Source organism: Dactylosporangium salmoneum, from assembly GCF_039532525.1.
GTDB classification, from domain to species: domain Bacteria; phylum Actinomycetota; class Actinomycetes; order Mycobacteriales; family Micromonosporaceae; genus Dactylosporangium; species Dactylosporangium salmoneum.
On the sequence record NZ_BAAARV010000071.1, the window covers coordinates 54,893 to 72,867 of the forward strand.

Genomic DNA, 17,975 nt, shown 5'->3' on the forward strand with positions numbered 1-17,975 from the left:
GGCGCCCGCACGATCGGCACCGTCTGCAACCGCGGCCGCAACCGGTCCGCACCGCGGGCGGGTGATCCTGGACACCGGCAGGTCCGCGGACTTCGGGAGGGTCGCCCGCATGCGTTTCCAGGCGAACGCTTGGTGGTGGTACCTCCTCGGCGGCCTTCCGGTCGCGATCGCCGCGCCGCTGCTGCCGACCTCGGCCCAGCTGCTCACCTACGCGTTCGCCTCCGCCTGCGCGGTCGGGGTCCTCGTCGCCCGGCTGCGGGCGGGCAAGGCCGACCAGCGGCGCACGTGGTGGCTGCTCGCGGCCGCGATGAGCTGCGCCGGGCTCGCGGACCTGTGCTGGTCCGTGGCCGTCGCGCTGGGGCACCCGGGCTCGGGCATGCCGGCGGTCGACGCCACCTACTTCGCCATGTACCCGCTCATCGCCGCCGGCCTTCTCAGCCTGCCGTCCACCAGCCGGTACGGCTCCAAGCTCGTCGGCTTCACCGAGGCCGGCATCGCGCTGTGCACCGCCGTCGTCGTCACCTGGGTGCTGCTCTACGACCCGCTGGTGCGCCACCAGCCGGGCCACCCGGTGAGCCTCACCGTCGCCCTGTACCCGCCGCTGGACCTGCTGATCCTCGCCACCGCGGTGCGCATGGTCGTGGCCTCGGGCACGCTGCGCGGCACCAACCTGCTCCTGCTCGGCGGGGCCGCCTGCCTGCTCACCGCCGACGTGTCGTACTTCGTGTCGGCCGCCCTCGGCGGCTCCTGGGCCGGCCCCGGCCCGACCGTCGCCTGCTGGGTCGCCACCTACTCGTGCATCGCCGCCGCGGTGCTGCACCCGTCGGCGAGCACGCCCTCCCCGCCGGCCCTGCCGTCCTCGTCGAGGTGGGTGACGGTGGTGTACGCCGTGGTCGTGCTCATCGGCCCGGCCGCCACCGCCTACTCGCTGCTGGCCCAGCTCGACCGGGGCGTCTTCGACGCGCTCGACGTCGTCGTCCCGCTCGCCCCGGCCGCCGTGACCGCCGTGCTGCTCGTCATCCGGCTCGGCCACGCCGGGCGGATCGAGCAGCGCCGCGCCCTCGACCTGCAGGAGTCCCTGCGCCAGCAGTCGCAGATGCAGGCCCTGCTGCGCCACCACGCCCTGCACGACGCCCTGACCGGCCTGCCCAACCGGCGGCTGCTCGACGACCGGCTCGTCGAGCTGCTGACCGGCGGCGGGGGCGGCGGCCTGGTCCTGTTCGACCTCGACGGCTTCAAGGACGTCAACGACCGCTTCGGCCACCCGACCGGCGACGCCCTGCTCATCGCGGTCGGCCGCCGCCTGGAGGGCCTGCTCACCCCCGGCGACACCCTCGCCCGCCTCGGCGGCGACGAGTTCGCCCTGCTGTGCCCGCGCGCGAGCGAGGCCGAGCTGCTCGAGCGCGGCGAGCGGATGCTGGCCGCGCTGCGCCAGCCGGTCGACGTCGGCGGCGCCGAGCTGTTCGTCTCCGCCACCGCGGGCGCCCGCCAGTTCGGCGCCGCGGCCGGCCCGACCACCGTGCTCAGCGACGCCGACGTGGCCCTCTACGCGGCCAAGGCGGCCGGCAAGGATCGCGTCCTGCCCTTCGACGAGCAGCTGCGCGACCAGCAGCTGCAGCGCAGCCGCACCGCCGAGCAGCTGCGGGCGGCTCTGGCCGCCGACGAGCTGGCCGTGCATTACCAGCCGATCGTCGCCCTCGACGGCAACCGGGTCATCGGCGTGGAGGCCCTGGTGCGCTGGTGCCCGCCCGGCGGCGCGCCGATCGGCCCGGACCGGTTCATCCCGGCCGCGGAGGCCAGCGGCCTCATCGTGGCGCTGGGCGACTGGGTGCTGGCCCGCGCCTGCCGCGACGCCGCCCCGTGGCACGCCCGCCATGGCGCCGGGGTCAGCGTCAACGTCTCCCCGCGCCAGCTCGCCGAGCCCGACTTCGTCTGCCGCGTGCACCGTGCCCTGGAGGCCTCCGGCCTGCCCGGCGCCGCCCTCACGCTGGAGATCACCGAGGGCGTCCTGGTCGGCGCCGGCCCGCAGGCCGAGCTTACGATCGCCCACCTCACCGCCCTGCGCGCGATCGGCGTGCGGGTCGCCATCGACGACTTCGGCACCGGGTACTCGTCCCTGGCCTACCTGCGCGACCTGCCGATCGACATCCTCAAGATCGACCGCTCGTTCCTGCCGCACAGCAGCGACGACGTGGCGGGCCAGACCGCGCTGGTGCGGGCGATCGTCGACCTGGCCCGCAGCCTGGGCCTCATCACCGTGGCCGAGGGCGTGGAGACCGAGGAGCATGCCGAGCTGCTGCGCCGCCTCGGCTGCGACCGGGTCCAGGGCTACCTGCTGGGCCGGCCGGCCCCGGCCGCCGCCACCGCCCACGCCTTCGCCCCGGAGCTGGTGGCATCCTGAGCCGCTGCCGGACCGCTACGCGTCCAGCATCTCGACGTACCCGTCGGTTCCGTGCACGCGGATCCGCTGCCCGTCGCGGATCAGCCGGGTGGCATCCACGACACCGACGACGGCCGGCAATCCGTACTCCCGCGCGATCACCGCGCCGTGCGTCATCAGTCCTCCGACCTCCGTCACCAGGCCTGCGACGGCGACGAAGAGGGGCGTCCAGCTGGGGTCCGTGTGGGCCGTGACGAGGATGTCGCCCGGTTCGAGATCGGCCTGTGCCATGTCCAGGATGACGCGGGCCCGCCCCTCGACGGTCCCGGCGGAGACCGGAAGGCCGATCAGCGCGCCGGCCGGCGCATCGTCACGCCGGTACGTCCCGGTGATGGCCTCGCCGTCCGACGTGAGCACCCGGGGCGGCGTGAGCGCCTGATACGACCTGAACTCCTCCTTGCGCCGGCCGATGAGCCGGTCGTCCACGCGGTTCGTGCGCACGACGTCGTGGAGCTCCTGGAACGTGAGGTAGAAGATGTCCTCCGGCTCGCGCAGCACGCGGGCCCGCGCGAGGCGCCCGGCCTCCTCCAGCAGGGCCTGCTTGTACACGAAGTAGCGGCTGACCATGCCGTACTTCGGATACTCCCGGTAGCCGATGAAGGTCCGGACCCGGTCGATCATCCGCTTCGTCTCGTCGGCCTTGCTCTCCCCGTCCGGCAGGACCCGCAGGCGCTCCAGCAGCTCCTGCTCCTGCTTCCAGGCCTCCTGCCGGCCCTGCTCGAAGCGTCGCCGGCTCTCGCCGGGCTCGAAGTTCCTGATGTTGCCGAGGATCATGGGCACGAGCATGGAGGGGCGTTCGCTCCAGCGCGGCCGCGTGATGTCGATCTCGCCGACGCAGCGCATGCCGTACGTGCCGAGCCAGGCCTCGATGGCGTCGCGCGCTTCCCGCCCGCCGTCGAGCCCGGGCAGCTCGTCCAGGAAACCCTCGTCCTCGACGTGCCGCAGCAACGCCACCACGTCCGGATGGGCGCGGATCACGTCGGCGACGTCGAGCAGCGCCAGCCCCATCTCCGACGTGACGTTGTGGGGCACGGACTGCGTGAGCGTGTCCGCCGCGTTCTTCTCGCCCAGCCACGCCTCCAGCCGCTCGTTGAGCCACCAGGTGGCCTCCATCGCCGACATGAACACCCGATGGCTCCGCGGATCGAACAGGATCCGCCGCAGCTCCTGGATGTCCGCCCGGATGAAGTCGAGCAGCGCCTCACCGGACTTCGTCCGGATCTCGTGTTCCGAGGCGGCGATGGACGCCTCGCTGAGCCCGATCAGCTCGGTGACGATGGCCGGATCGGTCTCGATCGGGGCCGGCGCGCCGCCGGGCAGTGGCCCGGGGGGACCCTCGTCCGGCAGCGGCCGGATGAAGCCGTCGCGCTCGAGGACGGTCCGCACCGCGTCCGCGGTCAGCGGATCGGATCTCCCCATGAGCTCCACGAGGCCGTCGCGGCTCGCCGGCGAGGCCAGCCTACGGGTGACGTCGACGAACAGGCGGCCGCCGGCCTCGGCCATGGGCGCGGGGGTCGTCATCTGCCAGAAGGAGAGCCCCAGGGGCTTCATGGGGTCGGTCATCATCTGCTGATGGCCGACGGAGAGATAGACGTGGTTCTCCCCGTCGCCGGACTCGGGGATGGGGAACAGCGTGGTGATCGGCCGGCTCTGGACGATCTGGAAGTCGTCGCCGGCCAGGCACCATTCGATGTCCTGGGGGCGGCCGAAGTGCGCCTCGATCCGCCGGCCGAGCCGCGCGAGCCGCACGACCTGCGCATCCGTCAGCGCCGGCCGCTCCGGGTCCGTGGCGATGGTCTTGGCGACCACCTCGCCGTCGCGGACCTTGAAGACATCCGGGTTCACCAGGCCGGAGACCAGGGCCTCGCCGAGGCCGAAGCACGCCTCCACGGAGGTGACCTTCCGGTTGGACGTGACGGGGTCGGCCGTGAACAGGATGCCGGCCGCGTCCGGGAGGACCATCCGCTGCACGACCACGGCCATGTGGACCGTACGGTGGTCGATGCCGTTGCGCTGGCGGTAGGTCACGGCCCGCTCGGTGAACAGCGAGGCCCAGCACCGGCTGACGTGCTGGAGAATCGCCGCCGGCCCCACGACGTTGAGGTACGTGTCCTGCTGGCCGGCGAAGGAGGCCGTCGGCAGGTCCTCTGCCGTCGCGCTGGATCGCACGGCGTAGGCGGCCTGCTCGCCGAGCTGGGCGAGGGCGCCGGTGATCGCCGCCGCCAGATCGTCCGGGATGGTGACCCCTTCGACGGTCCGGCGGATCTCCGCGCTGAGCGTGCGGATCGCCTCCCGGTCGTCGGGGCTCAGGCGCGACAGCTGATCGAGCCGCCCGCCGATCGAGGGTGCGGCCGCCATGATCCGCCGGAAGGCGTCCGTCGTCACGCAGAAGCCGGCCGGCACGCTGATGCCCTCGATCCGCGACAGCGCCCCCAGATGCGCGCCCTTGCCGCCAACGACCGCGAGCCGCGTCTCGTCAACCTCGTGAAGACCCAACACCAGCACGTCGTGCCCCCATGTCGTCGTCCGTTCTTGGTCCGGCCGACGATTCTGCAGCGTGACCCGGGTCTTGCGGCAAGCCCCCCAGTCTGCTATATGTTAAAAGTGGCAGGGAGTGAGATTTCCTTGCCTTCTTTTTTGCCTTACTTTCTCGTCGTCTGCGGGCGGTTGCCGCTGCCCCAGTAGAACGGCCCGGAAGTCGGATGGACCCTGATGCGCCAGCCGATCCGGTCGAGCCGCTGTTCGAGGTCTTCGGGCCGGTGCGGCACCTTGACGATCCGGTAGGCCGTCCCGTCGGTGAGCCGGCGTTGGATGACCGGGGAGTGCTCGCCCTCGATGAGTTCCTCGTCCGTGCGGTACGCGTCGTCGACGAAGAACACCCGTCCATCGGGCCGCAGACAGTCGGCCACCAGCGACCAGAACGACGCGAAGCGCTCGGTCGGAACGTGCGACAGCCAGAACCCGAAGAACACGACGTCGTAGCGGCGGTCCGGCCGCCAGTCGAACAGATCGGCCTGCACGAATCGCACCCGCTCCCGGCCGGCACGGGCCGCGGCGATGCCGAGCATCTCGGCCGAGGCGTCCACGGCCGTGACGTCGGTGGCGTGCCGCAGCAGCCGGGGCGTCCAGGTGCCGGGACCGCAGGCGAGTTCGAGCACGCTGCCCGCCGGCCGGAAGGCATCCAGCGCCTGGGACAGCTCGCCGCCGCCGGGAAATGGCAGCGCATGGTCGTCGTACTCGGCCGAAACCGCCCGATAGAACGCGGCCTGCTCGTCGAGCAACGCCCCCAGATCGTCACCACCAGCCATCAGCCGAATATCTCGGAACCTCGGCCAGGCCGCAACCCCGGGCCGCCCGAGGATCAGCCGCCCTTCTGCTGGCCCATCCCGGGCCGGATCCGGGCGGACGCGACCGCCTTGCCCTTGGCGTTGTAGACGGTGACGAGGGGATACTGCGCCTCCGGTCCCGGACTCGTCTCGCCGCGGTCGGGGAAGAAGATGTCCTCCGGCGCCGGCTTGCCCTGGCGCCGCAGCCAGAAGACGGTGACGGTGTCCTGGTCCCAGCGGGCGAAGGACGCCTCGGTGGTGGTGCCCTCGGCCTGGCTGGTGACCCGCGCCGCCTCGCCCCGGAAAGCGCCGAACTCGATGAGGGAGCCGTCGGTCGCGACGCACTGCTGCAGGGCGAGGAACGGGGGCCGCAGGTCGGATCCGGTGCCGCCGCGGCACATACCGACGTCCTGGCTGACGGCGCCGGTGCGGGTGTCGCGCACCGCCTGGGCGAACACCGGACTGTCGGAGGCGCCCCAGAAGAACAGCACCAGCTCCTTGCCGTCGACCACGATGCCCGTCGGCATCGTGTTGCCGGTGACCCGGGCACTCGGGCCGATGTCGATCGGGATCGACGACGGGGTGACCGGGCCGCCGGGCCGCGACCCGTCGGCCGTGCCCGCGCAGGCGGACAGCGCGAGCAGGAGCGGGAGGAGCATGATTGGCCGGGGACGCATCGATCCTCCTGAAGGACTGGTTGCCTGAGAGGACGTCGCAGGGCGCTCGGATGGTTGGCGGTCAACTGGTCGTGTTCATAGGATCTGGTTCAGAGGATCTGGCGAACGAGCAACCCGGACAAGAGGAGCCCGTCGATGATGTTCCTGCTGGAGTGTCTGTACCGGGCGGGGATGCGCGACGTTGTCACGGTGGAGCCGGCGACCGGTGGGTTCGCGGCGCTCGCGGGCGTAGCCGTGCGCCGGGATGCGCCGCCGGTGTTCGTCAAGGCCTTCACCGACCCGCCGGGCGACGACGTCTTCGCCGCGGAGGCCGAAGGGCTGGCCGCCCTGCGCGAGCTCGGCCGCATGGCGACACCCGAGGTGATCCTGGCGAACCGGGAACTGCTGGTGCTGTCGGTGCTGCGGCCGAGGCCGCCCAGCGAGACCTTCTGGGAACAGCTCGCGCACGCCCTCGCCGGCCTGCACACGAGTACGACCCATCCGCGCTTCGGGTGGCACCGCGACAACTGGCTGGGCCGCCGCCGGCAGATCAATACCTGGGATGACGACGGCTTCGCGTTCTTCGCCCAGCACCGGCTGCTGCGGTGGCTCGGCCAGCCCCGCGTCGAGGCGGCACTCGACGCTGGTGACCGGGCGGCGCTGGAACGGCTGTGTCACCGGCTGCCTGACCTGCTGCCGGATCGGCCGGCCTGCCTGACCCACGGCGACCTGTGGGCATCGAACGTGCTGGCCACCCCGGACGGCCGGCCCGCGCTGATCGACCCGGCGGTGTCCTACATGTGGGCCGAGGTCGACCTCGCCCACGTGTGGTCGACCGTGCCACCGCCCGAGGCGGCCCGGTTCTTCGCCGTCTATGCGGAGCTGACCTCCCTCGATGCCGGCTGGCGGTCCCGCATGCCGATCGTCCAGCTGCGGCAGCACCTCGCGGTGCTGGCCCAGCTCGACGACGACTGGGGCGCGGGCGACCTCGTCCGTGCCACCCTCGCGCCGTTCCGGACGCGGACCTGACCCCCTTGCTGGGAGCGGGCTACCGGGCCGGGGACTGCCGGGTGTCTCGGCCGGGACCGCGCGGCAGCGCGTTGAGGGCGAGCAGCGTCGGCGGGATGGTGGTCAGGTGCATTGCCGCGAGGGACACCGCGCTGGTGGTGTCGAATCCGGCTGGAAGGGTCATCACCGCGATGGTGGCCACCGCGAGCGTGGGGGCGGCGATGCGCGCGACGAGGATGGCCGCCGGCCACTTGCGGGACAGCGCCGCGACCAGGCCCAGCCCAAACGCCAACGGCACGAGCGACATGAACGTGACCGCGACCGGGTCGACCCGCACGTTCGCGCCGTTCTGCCGGTAGGTGAAGACGCCGCCGAGCGCGCGGCCGATGGCGTACAAGGCCAGGTTGGTCAGGAGCAGTCCGGCAAGTACGGCGGCGATCAGCGCCAGCCGGCCCGCGGGCGTGCTGACCCGGCCGGGCGATGATGCCGTGGGCTGGTCGGTCACGGCCGGCGGTGCTGCGTCAGGAAGGTCGCCAGGCCGTCGAGGATGCCCCGGGTACCTTCTTCGCGACCTTCGACCGAGTCCAGACCGTCGAAGTGGACGCCTTGTTCGGTGTACGTCAGGCGGGTGGCATCCTCGCCGGGTTCCACCGCGATGGTGGTCAGCGACGTGGACAGGTGCTGGCCGTCGACCCACATGTCGTAGGTGAAGACGATGCGGCGCCGGTCGACGATGTCGGTGTAGGTGGACTCGAACCGCGACCGCGGCCCGCCGTGCCATTGGCCTTCCTCGACGGCGCGCCCGCCGACGCGGAAGTCGTGCGACTTGTGCTCGACGTCGAACGCCGGCCCGCCGCCGAACCACTGGTCCCGCGCGTCGTTGTCGGACAGCGCGTGCCAGACCTCCTCGACGGGCACGGGATACGTGCGCTCGATGACGAAGGTCGCGTGCGTCTGGCTGCGTTCGGTCGTGTCGTTCATGTCGTCTCCTTGTCGGTGGGCGTGTCGAGGAAGGCGCCGAGCCGGTCGAGGCGCCGCTCGGCGGGCAGGCGCTGCCGGCTGATCCATTCGGCCGCCGGCGTGAGCGCGTCGGTCGCCAGCTGGTACGTCCGGACCCGGCCGACCTTGGTGGACACCACGATCCCGGCGGCCTCGAGCACGCCGAGGTGCTGGACCACGCTGGGCAGGGCCATGTCGAACGGGCGGGCAAGCTCGCTCACCGACGCCGGACCGCGGGCCAGCCGCTCCACCATCGCGCGGCGGCTGGCGTCGCCGAGGGCGTGGAACATCCGGTCGAGCCCGTCGGAATACTTAGGCACGTACCTAAGTATTGAACCATGCCCGACGCCCGTCAAGGGCGCGTTCCGTATCTTCAGCCGTCCGGGGTCGGTGGGTCGGCCATGTCTGGGCGAAGCGTCGGCAAGCGAGCCTTGCGGTGCCCACCATGGCGTAGGTGACGTTGCCTGCCGGCCGGGATCGGTATCTGGATGTGCTCCGCGCTGTGGCGATCATCCGGGTCGTGGTGTTCCACATGTTCAGCGTCGTGTGGCTCAGCTACGCGTTCCCCGCGATGGGTGTCATGTTCGCCCTGGGCGGCTCGCTGATGGCGGCGTCGCTGCAGCGCTCGGCGGTGCGGGCGGTGACCAGCCGCATCCGGCGGCTGCTGCCCGCGTTGTGGGTGCTGGCGGCGTTCGTCGTGCCGGTGATGCTGTGGCACGGGTGGACGGCGGCCGACCCCAACGGCCGGGATCTGCGCCTGCTCGTGTTCTGGCTGGTGCCGCTGGCCGATCCGCCCGGCAGCGCCTGGGCCGGCGACGCGACCGTCGTCCTGTGGTACCTCGTGACGTATCTGTGGCTGGTGCTGCTGTCGCCCCTGGCCTGGCGGCTGTTCCGCCGGCTGCCGCTCGTCGCGATGGCCGTGCCGCTGGCCGTGCTGGCCGCCACCCAGCTGGCCCCCGGGCACGCGGGTCTGGACCTGCTCGGCTGGCGGGCCGCGGCGGTCGTGGTCGACGTGGCGACGTTCGGGGCGTGCTGGATAGCAGGGTTCGCGCACCGCACCGGCGCGCTCGGGCGCCTGCACCCGGCGCAGGTGGCCGTGCTGGCCGGCGCCTGTCTCGCGGCGGGTGCCGGGTGGGCGGTGACACACCCGGCCGAGGACGGCAGCGGCAACCTCAACGACATCCCGCTCGCGCAGGGCCTGTACTCGCTCGGGTTCGCGGTGCTGCTCCTGCGCGCGGCGCCGGCGATGCGGTGGCTGCGCCGGTTCCCGCTGCTGGACGGCGCGGTCAGCGTGCTCAACGCCCGCGCGGTGACGATCTACCTCTGGCACAACATCGCCATCGCACTGTGCTTCTGGGTCGGTGACCTGCTGCAGGTCTGGCAGCTCGGGCCCTGGACGCAGCTCGGGTACTTCGGCGTGGCACTGGTCCTGCTCTGCGTGCCGGTGCTGGTGCTGGGACCGGTGGAAGACCTCGCCGCCCGCCGCCGGCCAGCACTGTTGCCGGTGCAACGCGCCGCCACCGCCCCCGCTGACGCCACGGTCACGGTGCGAGACGCGGGACGGTGGCGTCAACGCCGGCGCCGGTCGGCCCGGCACGCGCTGGCGGCGACGGACCGGGAAGGCGGGCACACCCCTGACGCGATGTCGCGGCGGTAGTCCAGCCCGCACCACGACGGCGTCGCGCCTCAGCGTGCCGGGCTACGCCATGCGTCGCTCATGGCCACGATGCTTCGGGTCACGGCCGCCAGGGTCCACCAGCTGGTGCATGTGCAGCCCCGGCGCATGCTCGACGACGAAAGCCGGATCCATAAGATCACCTTGCCCGAACCGGGCCACCACAAGCCACGCGGTTCGTGACGCTCACCGCGAACACGAGGCCGCCGCTGCCGTTGTCAGCCGCCGTTCTGGGGGCGGAATTTCGGTACGACCGATTTGGCTTGGGCGGCGGGGACCTTGGTGTCCTTGATCGTGTCGAACATGGTGCGGCCGAGGACCGCGTGCGCCTCCACCGCCGGGTGGGTGGCGCCGTAGTTGTCCAGGTCGCCGAGGGCCTCGGCGAAGAAGCTGTAGACGAGGGCCGGGGCGCCGTCGGTGCCGAACATGATGCCGGCCTCGTGGCGGGCGGCGCCCAGGTTGTTGAAGTCGGCGCCGTACTTGGTGGCGACGCGGCTGCGCTCCTCGGAGGACATGTTGCGGCGGATACCGTCGTGGTAGCCGTCGATCCAGCGCAGGATGCTCAGCAGGAAGGTGCACGAGGTGGGCGCGAGCAAGGTGTGGTTCGCGAGGCGGGTCAGCAGGTCGGTGATCTCGTGCGGGGTGGTCGTGCCCAGGTAGAACCGATTGGGATTGGCCACCGGCTCTACCCGGGTGTGCACGAACCCCTTGGCCGCCAGGATCTCGTTGATCTCCAGGGCCGGCACGACGCGGCCGCACATGCGTACCGCGGTGTTGTCCGAGACGAGCAGCATCGCGGTGAGGAAGTTGGCGATCGTGATGTCGTCGCCCCAGACGGTGTGCAGGAAGTAGATCCCGCTGCCGCCGAGGATGATGTCGGCCTGCAGGTCGAGCTTCTGGCCGAGCTGCAGCTCGCCGCGGTCGATCTTGTCCATGACCGCGGTGGCGACGGCGAGCTTCTGCACGCTGTAGCCGTTGACCACGTGGTCGGCGTCCTGCTCGACCACGGTCCGCAGCACCCCGGCGTCGTCGACCCGGGTGACGTGCGAATACCAGCTGCCGCCGGCCTTGGCCGACTGGCGCGCGAAGGTGCGGCGGATACGTTCGGCCGGCGGCAGCTTCGCCAGCTCGTCACCTACCGGCGCCGCGGCGGCCCGGCCCGCCCCCGCCAATGCCGCGGTCGCCCCGGCCCCGATCGCCAACGCCGCCCGTCGCGTCATCTCCATGGCATCCGAGGCTAGAAGTCGGACAAATAATATTCAAGCCAGCAAATGTGAACGGTGTGCCGTGCTCCGGTGGCCGCAGGACGTGCGCTGCTACCGGCCGTCCACCGATGAGTGTGCGGCGGTTGGTCCTGAGGGACTCGGGCAGGACTCACCGGCCCGTGTGGACCTCGAAGAGCTTGTATGCCCGGCATCGAAGGTCGTGCACATTCGACTCAACGGGGAGAAGCGTTCGCACGCGATGGAAGATCCCGGCCGGTGTCCTGTTGGTACTGGCCCTGCTCATCCCGGCGGCATCGGCGGTGGCGCAAACCGGATCGCCCGGGACGGCCCAGACGTCCTGCCGGACGGTCGTGTATTCGGACATCCGTCAGCTTGTCACCATCGACCTCGATACCGCTTCCGACACCAGTGTGCGGGTGCTGGCCAACCAGATCCTGGCCGCGGCGGTCGCCAACTCGTTGACCACGTTGCCCGGCAGAATTCAGGCGCGGCTGGACGGCACTGCGGATGATCTCCGCGCGTTCCTCAAGACGAAGCTGCAGGCGTCCTGGTCGATAGATTTGCGGGTCGCGGTGAACCAGACGATGACGAACGCTGGTTCCAGCGACAGCGCGGCGAGCGATGTCATGGTGGAGCGCACCGAGCGTGGTTTCGCTCAGGTCTCGCGGCTGATCACCGTCCGGAGGAAGGTGCCACCTGGTCGATCGCGGCCGCGGCCTCCGGCAGAAACGTCCAGAAGCTGAACCCAGTCGCGGTTGCACTTGCCGCCGTGTACGGCACCGGGTGGCACCACTCGGCGGAGTCTCCCAGGGGTGCGGGCATAGTGGGGGCGTGAGCACCTACCGGCAGCCGGGGACCGTGGTTACCGAGCACCTGTTCGACGTACCGCTGCGCCATGACGATCCTGAGGGCGAGACGATCAGCCTCTTCGCGCGGGAGGTCGGCGCAGCGGACGGGGTCGAGCGGCCGTGGCTGCTGTTCCTGCAGGGCGGGCCCGGGTTTGCCTCGCCGCGGCCGGTCGGGCGGGACGCCTGGCTGGATCGGGCGCTGCGGGACTACCGGGTGCTGCTGCTCGACCAGCGCGGCACCGGGCGGTCCACGCGGGTCAACCGGCACTCACTGCTGCGCCGCGGCGGGGCCGAGGCGCAGGCCGAGTACCTGTCGCACTTCCGGGCCGACAGCATTGTCCGCGACGCCGAGCTGGTGCGGCGCCGGCTGCTCGGGGACGTGCCGTGGAGCGTGCTCGGGCAGAGCTTCGGTGGGTTCTGCGCGGTGACGTACCTGTCGTTCGCCCCGCACGGGCTGCGCGAGGTGCTCATCGCCGGTGGCCTGCCGGGGCTCAGCGCGAGCGCCGAGGACGTGTACCGGGCCACGTACCCGCACGTGGCAGCCAAGAACGTGGCGCACTACGCGCGGTACCCCGGCGACGTCGAGACCGTCCGCGCGATCGTGGCCCACCTGCTGGAGCACGACGTCCGGCTGCCCGGCGGCGCCCGCCTCACCGCGCCGGCGTTCCAGACGCTGGGCCGGGCGCTGGGCGGGCTGTCCGGCTCCCACGAGCTGCACTACCTGACCGAGGACGCCTTCGACGCGCCGGGAGTCCTCGGCGACGCCTTTCTGGAGGAGGTACAGCACCGCCTCAGCCTGGCCGCCGCCCCGCTCTACGCCGTGCTGCACGAGTCCATCTACGCCCAGGGTCCGGGCGCGACGGCGTGGGCGGCCCATCGCCTGCGCCCGGCGGCATTCGACAACTACGCGAGCGGCCCGGTCCTGCTGACGGGTGAGATGATGTACCCCTGGCAGTTCGACCTCGACCCGGCGCTGATCCCGCTGCGCGACGCCGCCGAGCTGATCGCCGCCCGCCCGTCCTGGCCGGTGCTGTACGACCCGGCCGTGCTCGCGGCGAACGAGGTCCCGGTGGCGGCGGCGGTGTACCACGACGACATGTACGTCGACCGCACCCTGTCCCTGCGCACCGCCGCCGCCATCCGCGGCACCCGCGTCTGGGTCACCAACGAGCACGAGCACGACGGCATGCGCGTGAGCGCCGGCGCCGTCCTGGACCGCCTGATCGCCATCGCGAGGGGCGACGCCTGACATTTGTCGAAGCTCCGTCGTCGGTACGGCATGACTTCCTTCGCTGATACCGCTACCGCGCAGCGCCTCGACCGCGCCGCTGAGGCCCTGCGCGCCAATGGTTTCGCCACCGAGATCCTGCCCGACGCCGCCGCCGCGCGGTCCCGGGTGGCCGAGCTGATCCCGCAGGGCGCGAGCGTGTTCACCGGCGCCAGTGAGACGCTGCGGCTGTCCAGCATCGAGGCCGACATCAACGCCGGCGAGCGCTACTTCGGCGTCCGCGCCAAAGTGCTCGCCATGGACCGGGCCACCGAGGCCGACGAGATCCGGCGCCTGACCGCCACGCCGGACTACGTCATGGGCAGCGTCCACGCGGTCACCGAGACCGGCTCGCTGGTCGTCGCCTCGGCCACCGGCAGCCAGCTGCCCGCGTACGCCGGCGGCGCCCGCCACGCCATCTGGATCGCCGGCGCCCAGAAGATCGTGCCGGACCTGGAGACGGCCCTGCGCCGCGTCGACGAGCACTGCCTGCCCCTGGAGTCCGAGCGGGCCAGGGCCGCCTACGGCGTGCCCAGCGTCGTGGGCCGCCTGCTCGTCATGCACAAGGAGGTCCACCCGGGCCGCGCCACGGTCCTGCTCCTGCGCGGGCCGATCGGCTTCTAGCGCCTGTTGCAGCAGGCGCTAGGCCGGCGGCGACGCGGTGCTGTCGCGGACGGCCAGCACCGCGTTGCCGTAGCGGACGCTCCGCGGGGGGCGCCCGTCCAGCAGCTCGAACAGCAGTCGCGCGGTGCGCATGCCGTAGTCGGTGATGTTGCGCTGCAGGACGGTCAGGGCCGGGTGGACCAGCTGGCACAGGGGGGAGTCCTCCCAGGCCAGGATGGACAGGTCGGCCGGGACGGCCAGGTGCATCTCCGCGGCGACGCCCAGGCCGGCCAGGGCCATCAGGTCGTTGTCGTAGATGATCGCGGTCGGGCGGTCCCGGGCGCTGAGCAGGCGGCGGGTGGCCTGGGCGGCGGACTCACCCGTGTAGTCGGACGCGACGGTGCGGATGTCGGGCAGCGGGGTGCCGGCCAGGGCGTCGGTGCGGGCCCGGGTGTGGGCCAGCTCCGGCGGGCCCGTCACGCGGGCGACCCGGCGGTGGCCGAGGGACCACAGGTAGCCGGCCAGCTTGGTGGCGCCGGCCTGCTCGTCGGTGGACAGGTTGGCCAGGCCCGGCAGCTCGGCGGAGCCGCCGGCTACCACCGCCGGCAGGCCCAGCTCGCGCAGGGCGTCGAGGCGGGGGTCGTCGACGAGCAGGTCGCAGAGGATGACGCCGTCGACGCGGCGCTCGGCGTGCCAGCGGCGGTAGAGGGCGATCTCCTCGTCCGGGCCCTCCACGAACTGCAGGGCGAGGCCGAAGCTCCTGCCGTACAGCTCCATCTGGAGCCCGGCGATGAACTGGCGCCGGAAGACCTCGGCGCGCAGGGCGGCCCCCGTGCGGCGCAGCGCCAGGCCAACCACGTCGGCGGAGGCGCCGTGCATGGCGACGGCGGCCCGGTGCGCGGTGAAGCCGAGTTCCTCGGCCACCTCGCGGACGCGCTCGCGCAGGTCGTCGGAGACGCCCGGGCGGCCGTTGAGGGCGTAGGAGACCGCGACCCTGGACACGCCGACGCGTCTCGCGATGTCGCTCATCGTCGGACGCCGCCCCGCCATCCGAGAAGCGTATCGGGTCAGTCGCCGGGCGGTGCGATGCTGTCCCGCAGCAGCAGACGCGGGGTGGCGTCCTGGAAGTCCGCGGGCGGGGCGCCCGCCAGGTGGGACAGCAGCACGCGGGCGGCGTTGGCGCCGTAGGCGTGCACGTCGCGGGCCAGGGCGCTCAGCGCCGGGTAGGCCATCTCGCACAGCTGGGAGTCGTCGCCGGCCACGATGGACAGCCGGCCGGGGACGTCCAGGCCCAGCTTGCGGGCCACGTGCAGGCCGGCGGTGGCCATGATGTCGTTGTCGAACGTGATGGCGGTCGGCGGGTCGGCCGCGGTGAGCAGGCGCTCGGTGGCCCAGGCGCCGGCCTCCCATGTGTAGTCGGTGTCGACGACCTCGGCGGTGGCCAGGCCGTGGCGCTGCGCGGCGGCCCGGAACGCGGCCGTGCGGATGCGGGTGTGCTCCAGGGTGGTGAGGCCGCCGACCCGGGCGATGCGCCGGTGGCCGATGCCGGCCAGGTAGTTGACGGCCTCCGTCAGCGCGGACGCGTCGTCGCTCCACACCGCCGGGACGCTGGAGCCGGCCGGGCGGACGCTGGGGTGGCCGACGAGCACGCCGGGCAGGCCGAGCCGGTCCAGTGCGGCCACCCGCTCGTCGTTCACCCACAGGTCGGTGAGGATGGTGGCGTCGATGCGCCGGGCCGCCCACAGCGAGCGCAGCGCCTCGATCGCCCGGTCGTGGTCGCCGACGACCTGCAGGACCAGGGCTGTGCCGGTCGCCGACAGCTCGGTCTCCAGCCCGGCGATGAACTTCATGTAGAACGGCTCGACGCCCAGGGTGGCCGCGTCACGGGCGATGACCAGCCCGATCGCCTCGGCCTTGGCCGCCGACAGGTTGCGGGCGGCGGCGCTTGGCTGCCAGCCCATCTCGTCGGCGATCGCCCGGATGCGCTCCCGGGTCGACGCGGAGACGCCGGGCCGGTCGTTCAGCGCGAATGACACGGCGCCGATGGAGACGCCGGCGGCCTCCGCGATGTCGCTGATGGTGGGGCGTTTCAACGGGTTTCCCTGTGCTGGTTACTTGGTGGCGCCGGACGTGAAGCCGTTGTAGATGAATCGTTGCAGCAGCAGGAACAGGATAAGCGTCGGCACGATGACCAGGACCGCGCCGGCCGAGATGGTCTCCCAGTGCGCACCGAACGGGCCCTTGAACCGAAACAGCGAGGTGGATATCGTCCCGAGCCCTTCCGAGGGCATGTAGAGAAATGGAATGTAGAAGTCGTTGTACACGAAAATGCCCTTGATGATGACGACCGTGGCGATGGCCGGGCGCAGCAGCGGCAGGATCACGGACCGGTAGATCTTGAAGGTGGACGCGCCGTCGAGGCGGGCGGCCTCGTCCAGGGAGACCGGGATGCCGCGCATGAACTGCACGAAGATGTAGATGGCGACGATGTCCGTGCCCATGTACAGCAGGATCGGCGCCCACCGCGAGTCGAACAGCCCGAGCGTGTTCACCACCCGGAACGTCGTCACCTGCGTGGTCACCCCGGGCACGAGGGTGGCGACGAGGAACGCGGCCACCACGAGCTTCTTGAACCGGAACCGCATCCGGTCGATCGCGTACGCGGCGAGCGTGCCGACGAACACGGTGCCGACGATGGTGACGGCCAGGATGACCGCCGTGTTCGCGAACGCCGTCAGCATCTGGCCCTTGTCGAAGGCGACGGCGTAGTTGTGCAGGTTGAGCCAGTTGCGCGGCATCGCGAGCGTGTCGCCCTGGGCCACCTCCTCCGGCGTCTTGAGCGAGGTGATGAACACGGTGACCAGCGGCAGCAGCACGACGATGGAGGCGCCGACGAGGGAGAGGTACTTCAACGTGCCGGCGACGGCGTCGCGGACTCTCATGTCAGGTCGGTCCTCTCATCCGGCACCAGGCGGCGCTGGAGCCACGTCACGAGCAGCACCACGAGCAGCAGCACGACGGCGGCGGCCGAGGCGAGCCCGAACTTGTTGAACTGGAAGGCGAGCTTCACGGTCTGGATCACGAACGTCTTGCTGTCCCCGGCCCCGCCGGTCATCACGAACGGGATCTCGAACACCGACAGCGAGCCGGAGACGGCGAGGATGACGCTCAGGCTGATGATCGGCCGGATGCCGGGGGCGACGATGTGCCGGAAGATGTGCCAGCGGTTGGCCCCGTCGAGCTCGGCCGCCTCGTAGAGCTCGCCGGGGATCGACTGGATCGCGCCGAGGAAGAGCACGAACGTCAGGCCCGTGAACCGCCAGACCGAGACGCCGGACAGCGACCAGTTGACCAGGTCGGGGTCGCCGAGCCAGAGCTTGCCCGGGTGGCCGCCGAACAGTGCGAGCACCGAGTCCAGGGTGCCGTGCGGGCGGAAGAAGTACAGGAAGACGAACGAGACGGCGACGCCGTTGATGAGGTACGGGAAGAACAGGATGCCCTTGAACAGGTTCCGCAGGCGCAGCTTGAAGCTGAGGATGAAGGCGAAGTACAGCGCCAGCGCGATCTGCACCGCGGCGGCGGCGAGGTAGTAGAGGCTGACGAAGAACACCCCGAACAGCTCGGGCCTGGTGAACAGCTGGGTGTAGTTGTCGACGCCGACGAATGCCGGGTCGGGGTTCAGGCCGTCCCAGTTGGTGAAGCTGTACCCCACCATGCTGCCCACCGGGACGTAGGTGAAGACCACGAGCAGCGCGATCGCCGGGAGCAGGTAGATCCACGGAGCTATCAGTTCGGTGATGCGCCTTGGCGCGCCGCCGCGCGGTGGCGCGGTCCCTGGCCGTGGCGGGGCGTCGGCCATCGAGTCGATCATCAGTACCTGCTTCCAGGAGGGTGGCGGGCCGGCCGCCGTCCTTTCGGCCGGCCCGC

General features: G+C 71.6%; 17 protein-coding genes. 6 read left to right on the forward strand and 11 right to left on the reverse strand.

Annotated features, from left to right (window positions below; all coding sequences use genetic code 11):
* Nucleotides 1-109 precede the first annotated feature (109 nt).
* Nucleotides 110-2,401 (forward strand): putative bifunctional diguanylate cyclase/phosphodiesterase, encoded by a 2,292-nt coding sequence (locus ABD352_RS36685; RefSeq protein WP_344617147.1) that lies wholly within the window; start codon nt 110-112, stop codon nt 2,399-2,401.
* A gap of 15 nt (nt 2,402-2,416) precedes the next feature.
* On the opposite strand, the gene rph is transcribed toward ABD352_RS36685, so the two are convergent.
* From rph to ABD352_RS36700, 3 genes are all read right to left on the reverse strand, one after another.
* Complete coding sequence (rph, locus tag ABD352_RS36690; RefSeq protein ID WP_344617148.1) at nt 2,417-4,939, reverse strand: rifamycin-inactivating phosphotransferase; 2,523 nt, start codon at nt 4,937-4,939, stop codon at nt 2,417-2,419.
* Nucleotides 4,940-5,082: 143 nt separating this feature from the next.
* Nucleotides 5,083-5,748 (reverse strand): class I SAM-dependent methyltransferase, encoded by a 666-nt coding sequence (locus tag ABD352_RS36695; RefSeq protein ID WP_344617149.1) that lies wholly within the window; start codon nt 5,746-5,748, stop codon nt 5,083-5,085.
* A gap of 53 nt (nt 5,749-5,801) precedes the next feature.
* On the reverse strand, nt 5,802-6,443 hold the full coding sequence (locus ABD352_RS36700) for a hypothetical protein (protein WP_344617150.1): 642 nt from the start codon (nt 6,441-6,443) through the stop codon (nt 5,802-5,804).
* A gap of 135 nt (nt 6,444-6,578) precedes the next feature.
* On the opposite strand from ABD352_RS36700, the gene ABD352_RS36705 reads away from it, so the two are divergent.
* A complete protein-coding gene (locus tag ABD352_RS36705; RefSeq protein ID WP_344617151.1) occupies nt 6,579-7,451 on the forward strand; it encodes a fructosamine kinase family protein in 873 nt (290 codons plus the stop codon).
* A 19-nt stretch (nt 7,452-7,470) separates the two neighbouring features.
* Here the strand turns inward: ABD352_RS36705 and ABD352_RS36710 are convergent, their stop codons facing one another.
* The 3 genes from ABD352_RS36710 to ABD352_RS36720 are packed head-to-tail and all read right to left on the reverse strand — an operon-like array spanning nt 7,471 to nt 8,749.
* The gene (locus ABD352_RS36710; RefSeq protein ID WP_344617152.1) at nt 7,471-7,935 is read right to left on the reverse strand and encodes a DUF6069 family protein; all 465 of its coding nucleotides are present in this window, start codon (nt 7,933-7,935) and stop codon (nt 7,471-7,473) included.
* Nucleotides 7,932-8,411: an SRPBCC family protein gene (locus tag ABD352_RS36715; RefSeq protein WP_344617153.1), complete on the reverse strand. Its 480-nt coding sequence runs from the start codon at nt 8,409-8,411 to the stop codon at nt 7,932-7,934. Before ABD352_RS36715 ends, ABD352_RS36710 begins: the two co-directional genes overlap by 4 nt.
* Nucleotides 8,408-8,749, reverse strand: a complete 342-nt coding sequence (locus ABD352_RS36720) for an ArsR/SmtB family transcription factor (protein WP_344617154.1) — start codon at nt 8,747-8,749, stop codon at nt 8,408-8,410. The genes ABD352_RS36715 and ABD352_RS36720 overlap by 4 nt, the downstream gene beginning before the upstream one ends.
* 134 nt (nt 8,750-8,883) lie before the next feature.
* Here ABD352_RS36720 and ABD352_RS36725 point away from each other — a divergent pair, with 134 nt between their 5' ends.
* On the forward strand, nt 8,884-10,086 hold the full coding sequence (locus ABD352_RS36725) for an acyltransferase family protein (RefSeq protein WP_344617155.1): 1,203 nt from the start codon (nt 8,884-8,886) through the stop codon (nt 10,084-10,086).
* Nucleotides 10,087-10,322: 236 nt separating this feature from the next.
* Here ABD352_RS36725 and ABD352_RS36730 read toward each other — a convergent pair whose 3' ends face one another.
* Nucleotides 10,323-11,330, reverse strand: a complete 1,008-nt coding sequence (locus ABD352_RS36730; RefSeq protein WP_344617156.1) for a serine hydrolase — start codon at nt 11,328-11,330, stop codon at nt 10,323-10,325.
* Nucleotides 11,331-11,593: 263 nt separating this feature from the next.
* On the opposite strand from ABD352_RS36730, the gene ABD352_RS36735 reads away from it, so the two are divergent.
* The 3 genes from ABD352_RS36735 to ABD352_RS36745 all read left to right on the forward strand — a co-directional run bounded on the left by ABD352_RS36735 (nt 11,594) and on the right by ABD352_RS36745 (nt 14,069).
* On the forward strand, nt 11,594-12,073 hold the full coding sequence (locus ABD352_RS36735; RefSeq protein WP_344617157.1) for a hypothetical protein: 480 nt from the start codon (nt 11,594-11,596) through the stop codon (nt 12,071-12,073).
* A gap of 88 nt (nt 12,074-12,161) precedes the next feature.
* On the forward strand, nt 12,162-13,427 hold the full coding sequence (locus ABD352_RS36740; RefSeq protein ID WP_344617158.1) for an alpha/beta fold hydrolase: 1,266 nt from the start codon (nt 12,162-12,164) through the stop codon (nt 13,425-13,427).
* Nucleotides 13,428-13,457: 30 nt separating this feature from the next.
* Nucleotides 13,458-14,069 (forward strand): LUD domain-containing protein, encoded by a 612-nt coding sequence (locus ABD352_RS36745; RefSeq protein ID WP_344617159.1) that lies wholly within the window; start codon nt 13,458-13,460, stop codon nt 14,067-14,069.
* Nucleotides 14,070-14,087: 18 nt separating this feature from the next.
* Here ABD352_RS36745 and ABD352_RS36750 read toward each other — a convergent pair whose 3' ends face one another.
* The 4 genes from ABD352_RS36750 to ABD352_RS36765 are packed head-to-tail and all read right to left on the reverse strand — an operon-like array spanning nt 14,088 to nt 17,919.
* Nucleotides 14,088-15,098 (reverse strand): LacI family DNA-binding transcriptional regulator, encoded by a 1,011-nt coding sequence (locus tag ABD352_RS36750; protein WP_344617160.1) that lies wholly within the window; start codon nt 15,096-15,098, stop codon nt 14,088-14,090.
* 17 nt (nt 15,099-15,115) lie between these two features.
* A complete protein-coding gene (locus tag ABD352_RS36755; protein WP_344617161.1) occupies nt 15,116-16,141 on the reverse strand; it encodes a LacI family DNA-binding transcriptional regulator in 1,026 nt (341 codons plus the stop codon).
* An 18-nt stretch (nt 16,142-16,159) separates the two neighbouring features.
* Nucleotides 16,160-16,990 (reverse strand): carbohydrate ABC transporter permease, encoded by an 831-nt coding sequence (locus ABD352_RS36760; RefSeq protein ID WP_344617162.1) that lies wholly within the window; start codon nt 16,988-16,990, stop codon nt 16,160-16,162.
* Entirely contained in the window at nt 16,987-17,919 is a 933-nt protein-coding gene (locus ABD352_RS36765; protein ID WP_344617163.1) for a carbohydrate ABC transporter permease, read from the reverse strand. Before ABD352_RS36765 ends, ABD352_RS36760 begins: the two co-directional genes overlap by 4 nt.
* Between the last annotated feature and the right edge of the window lie 56 nt (nt 17,920-17,975).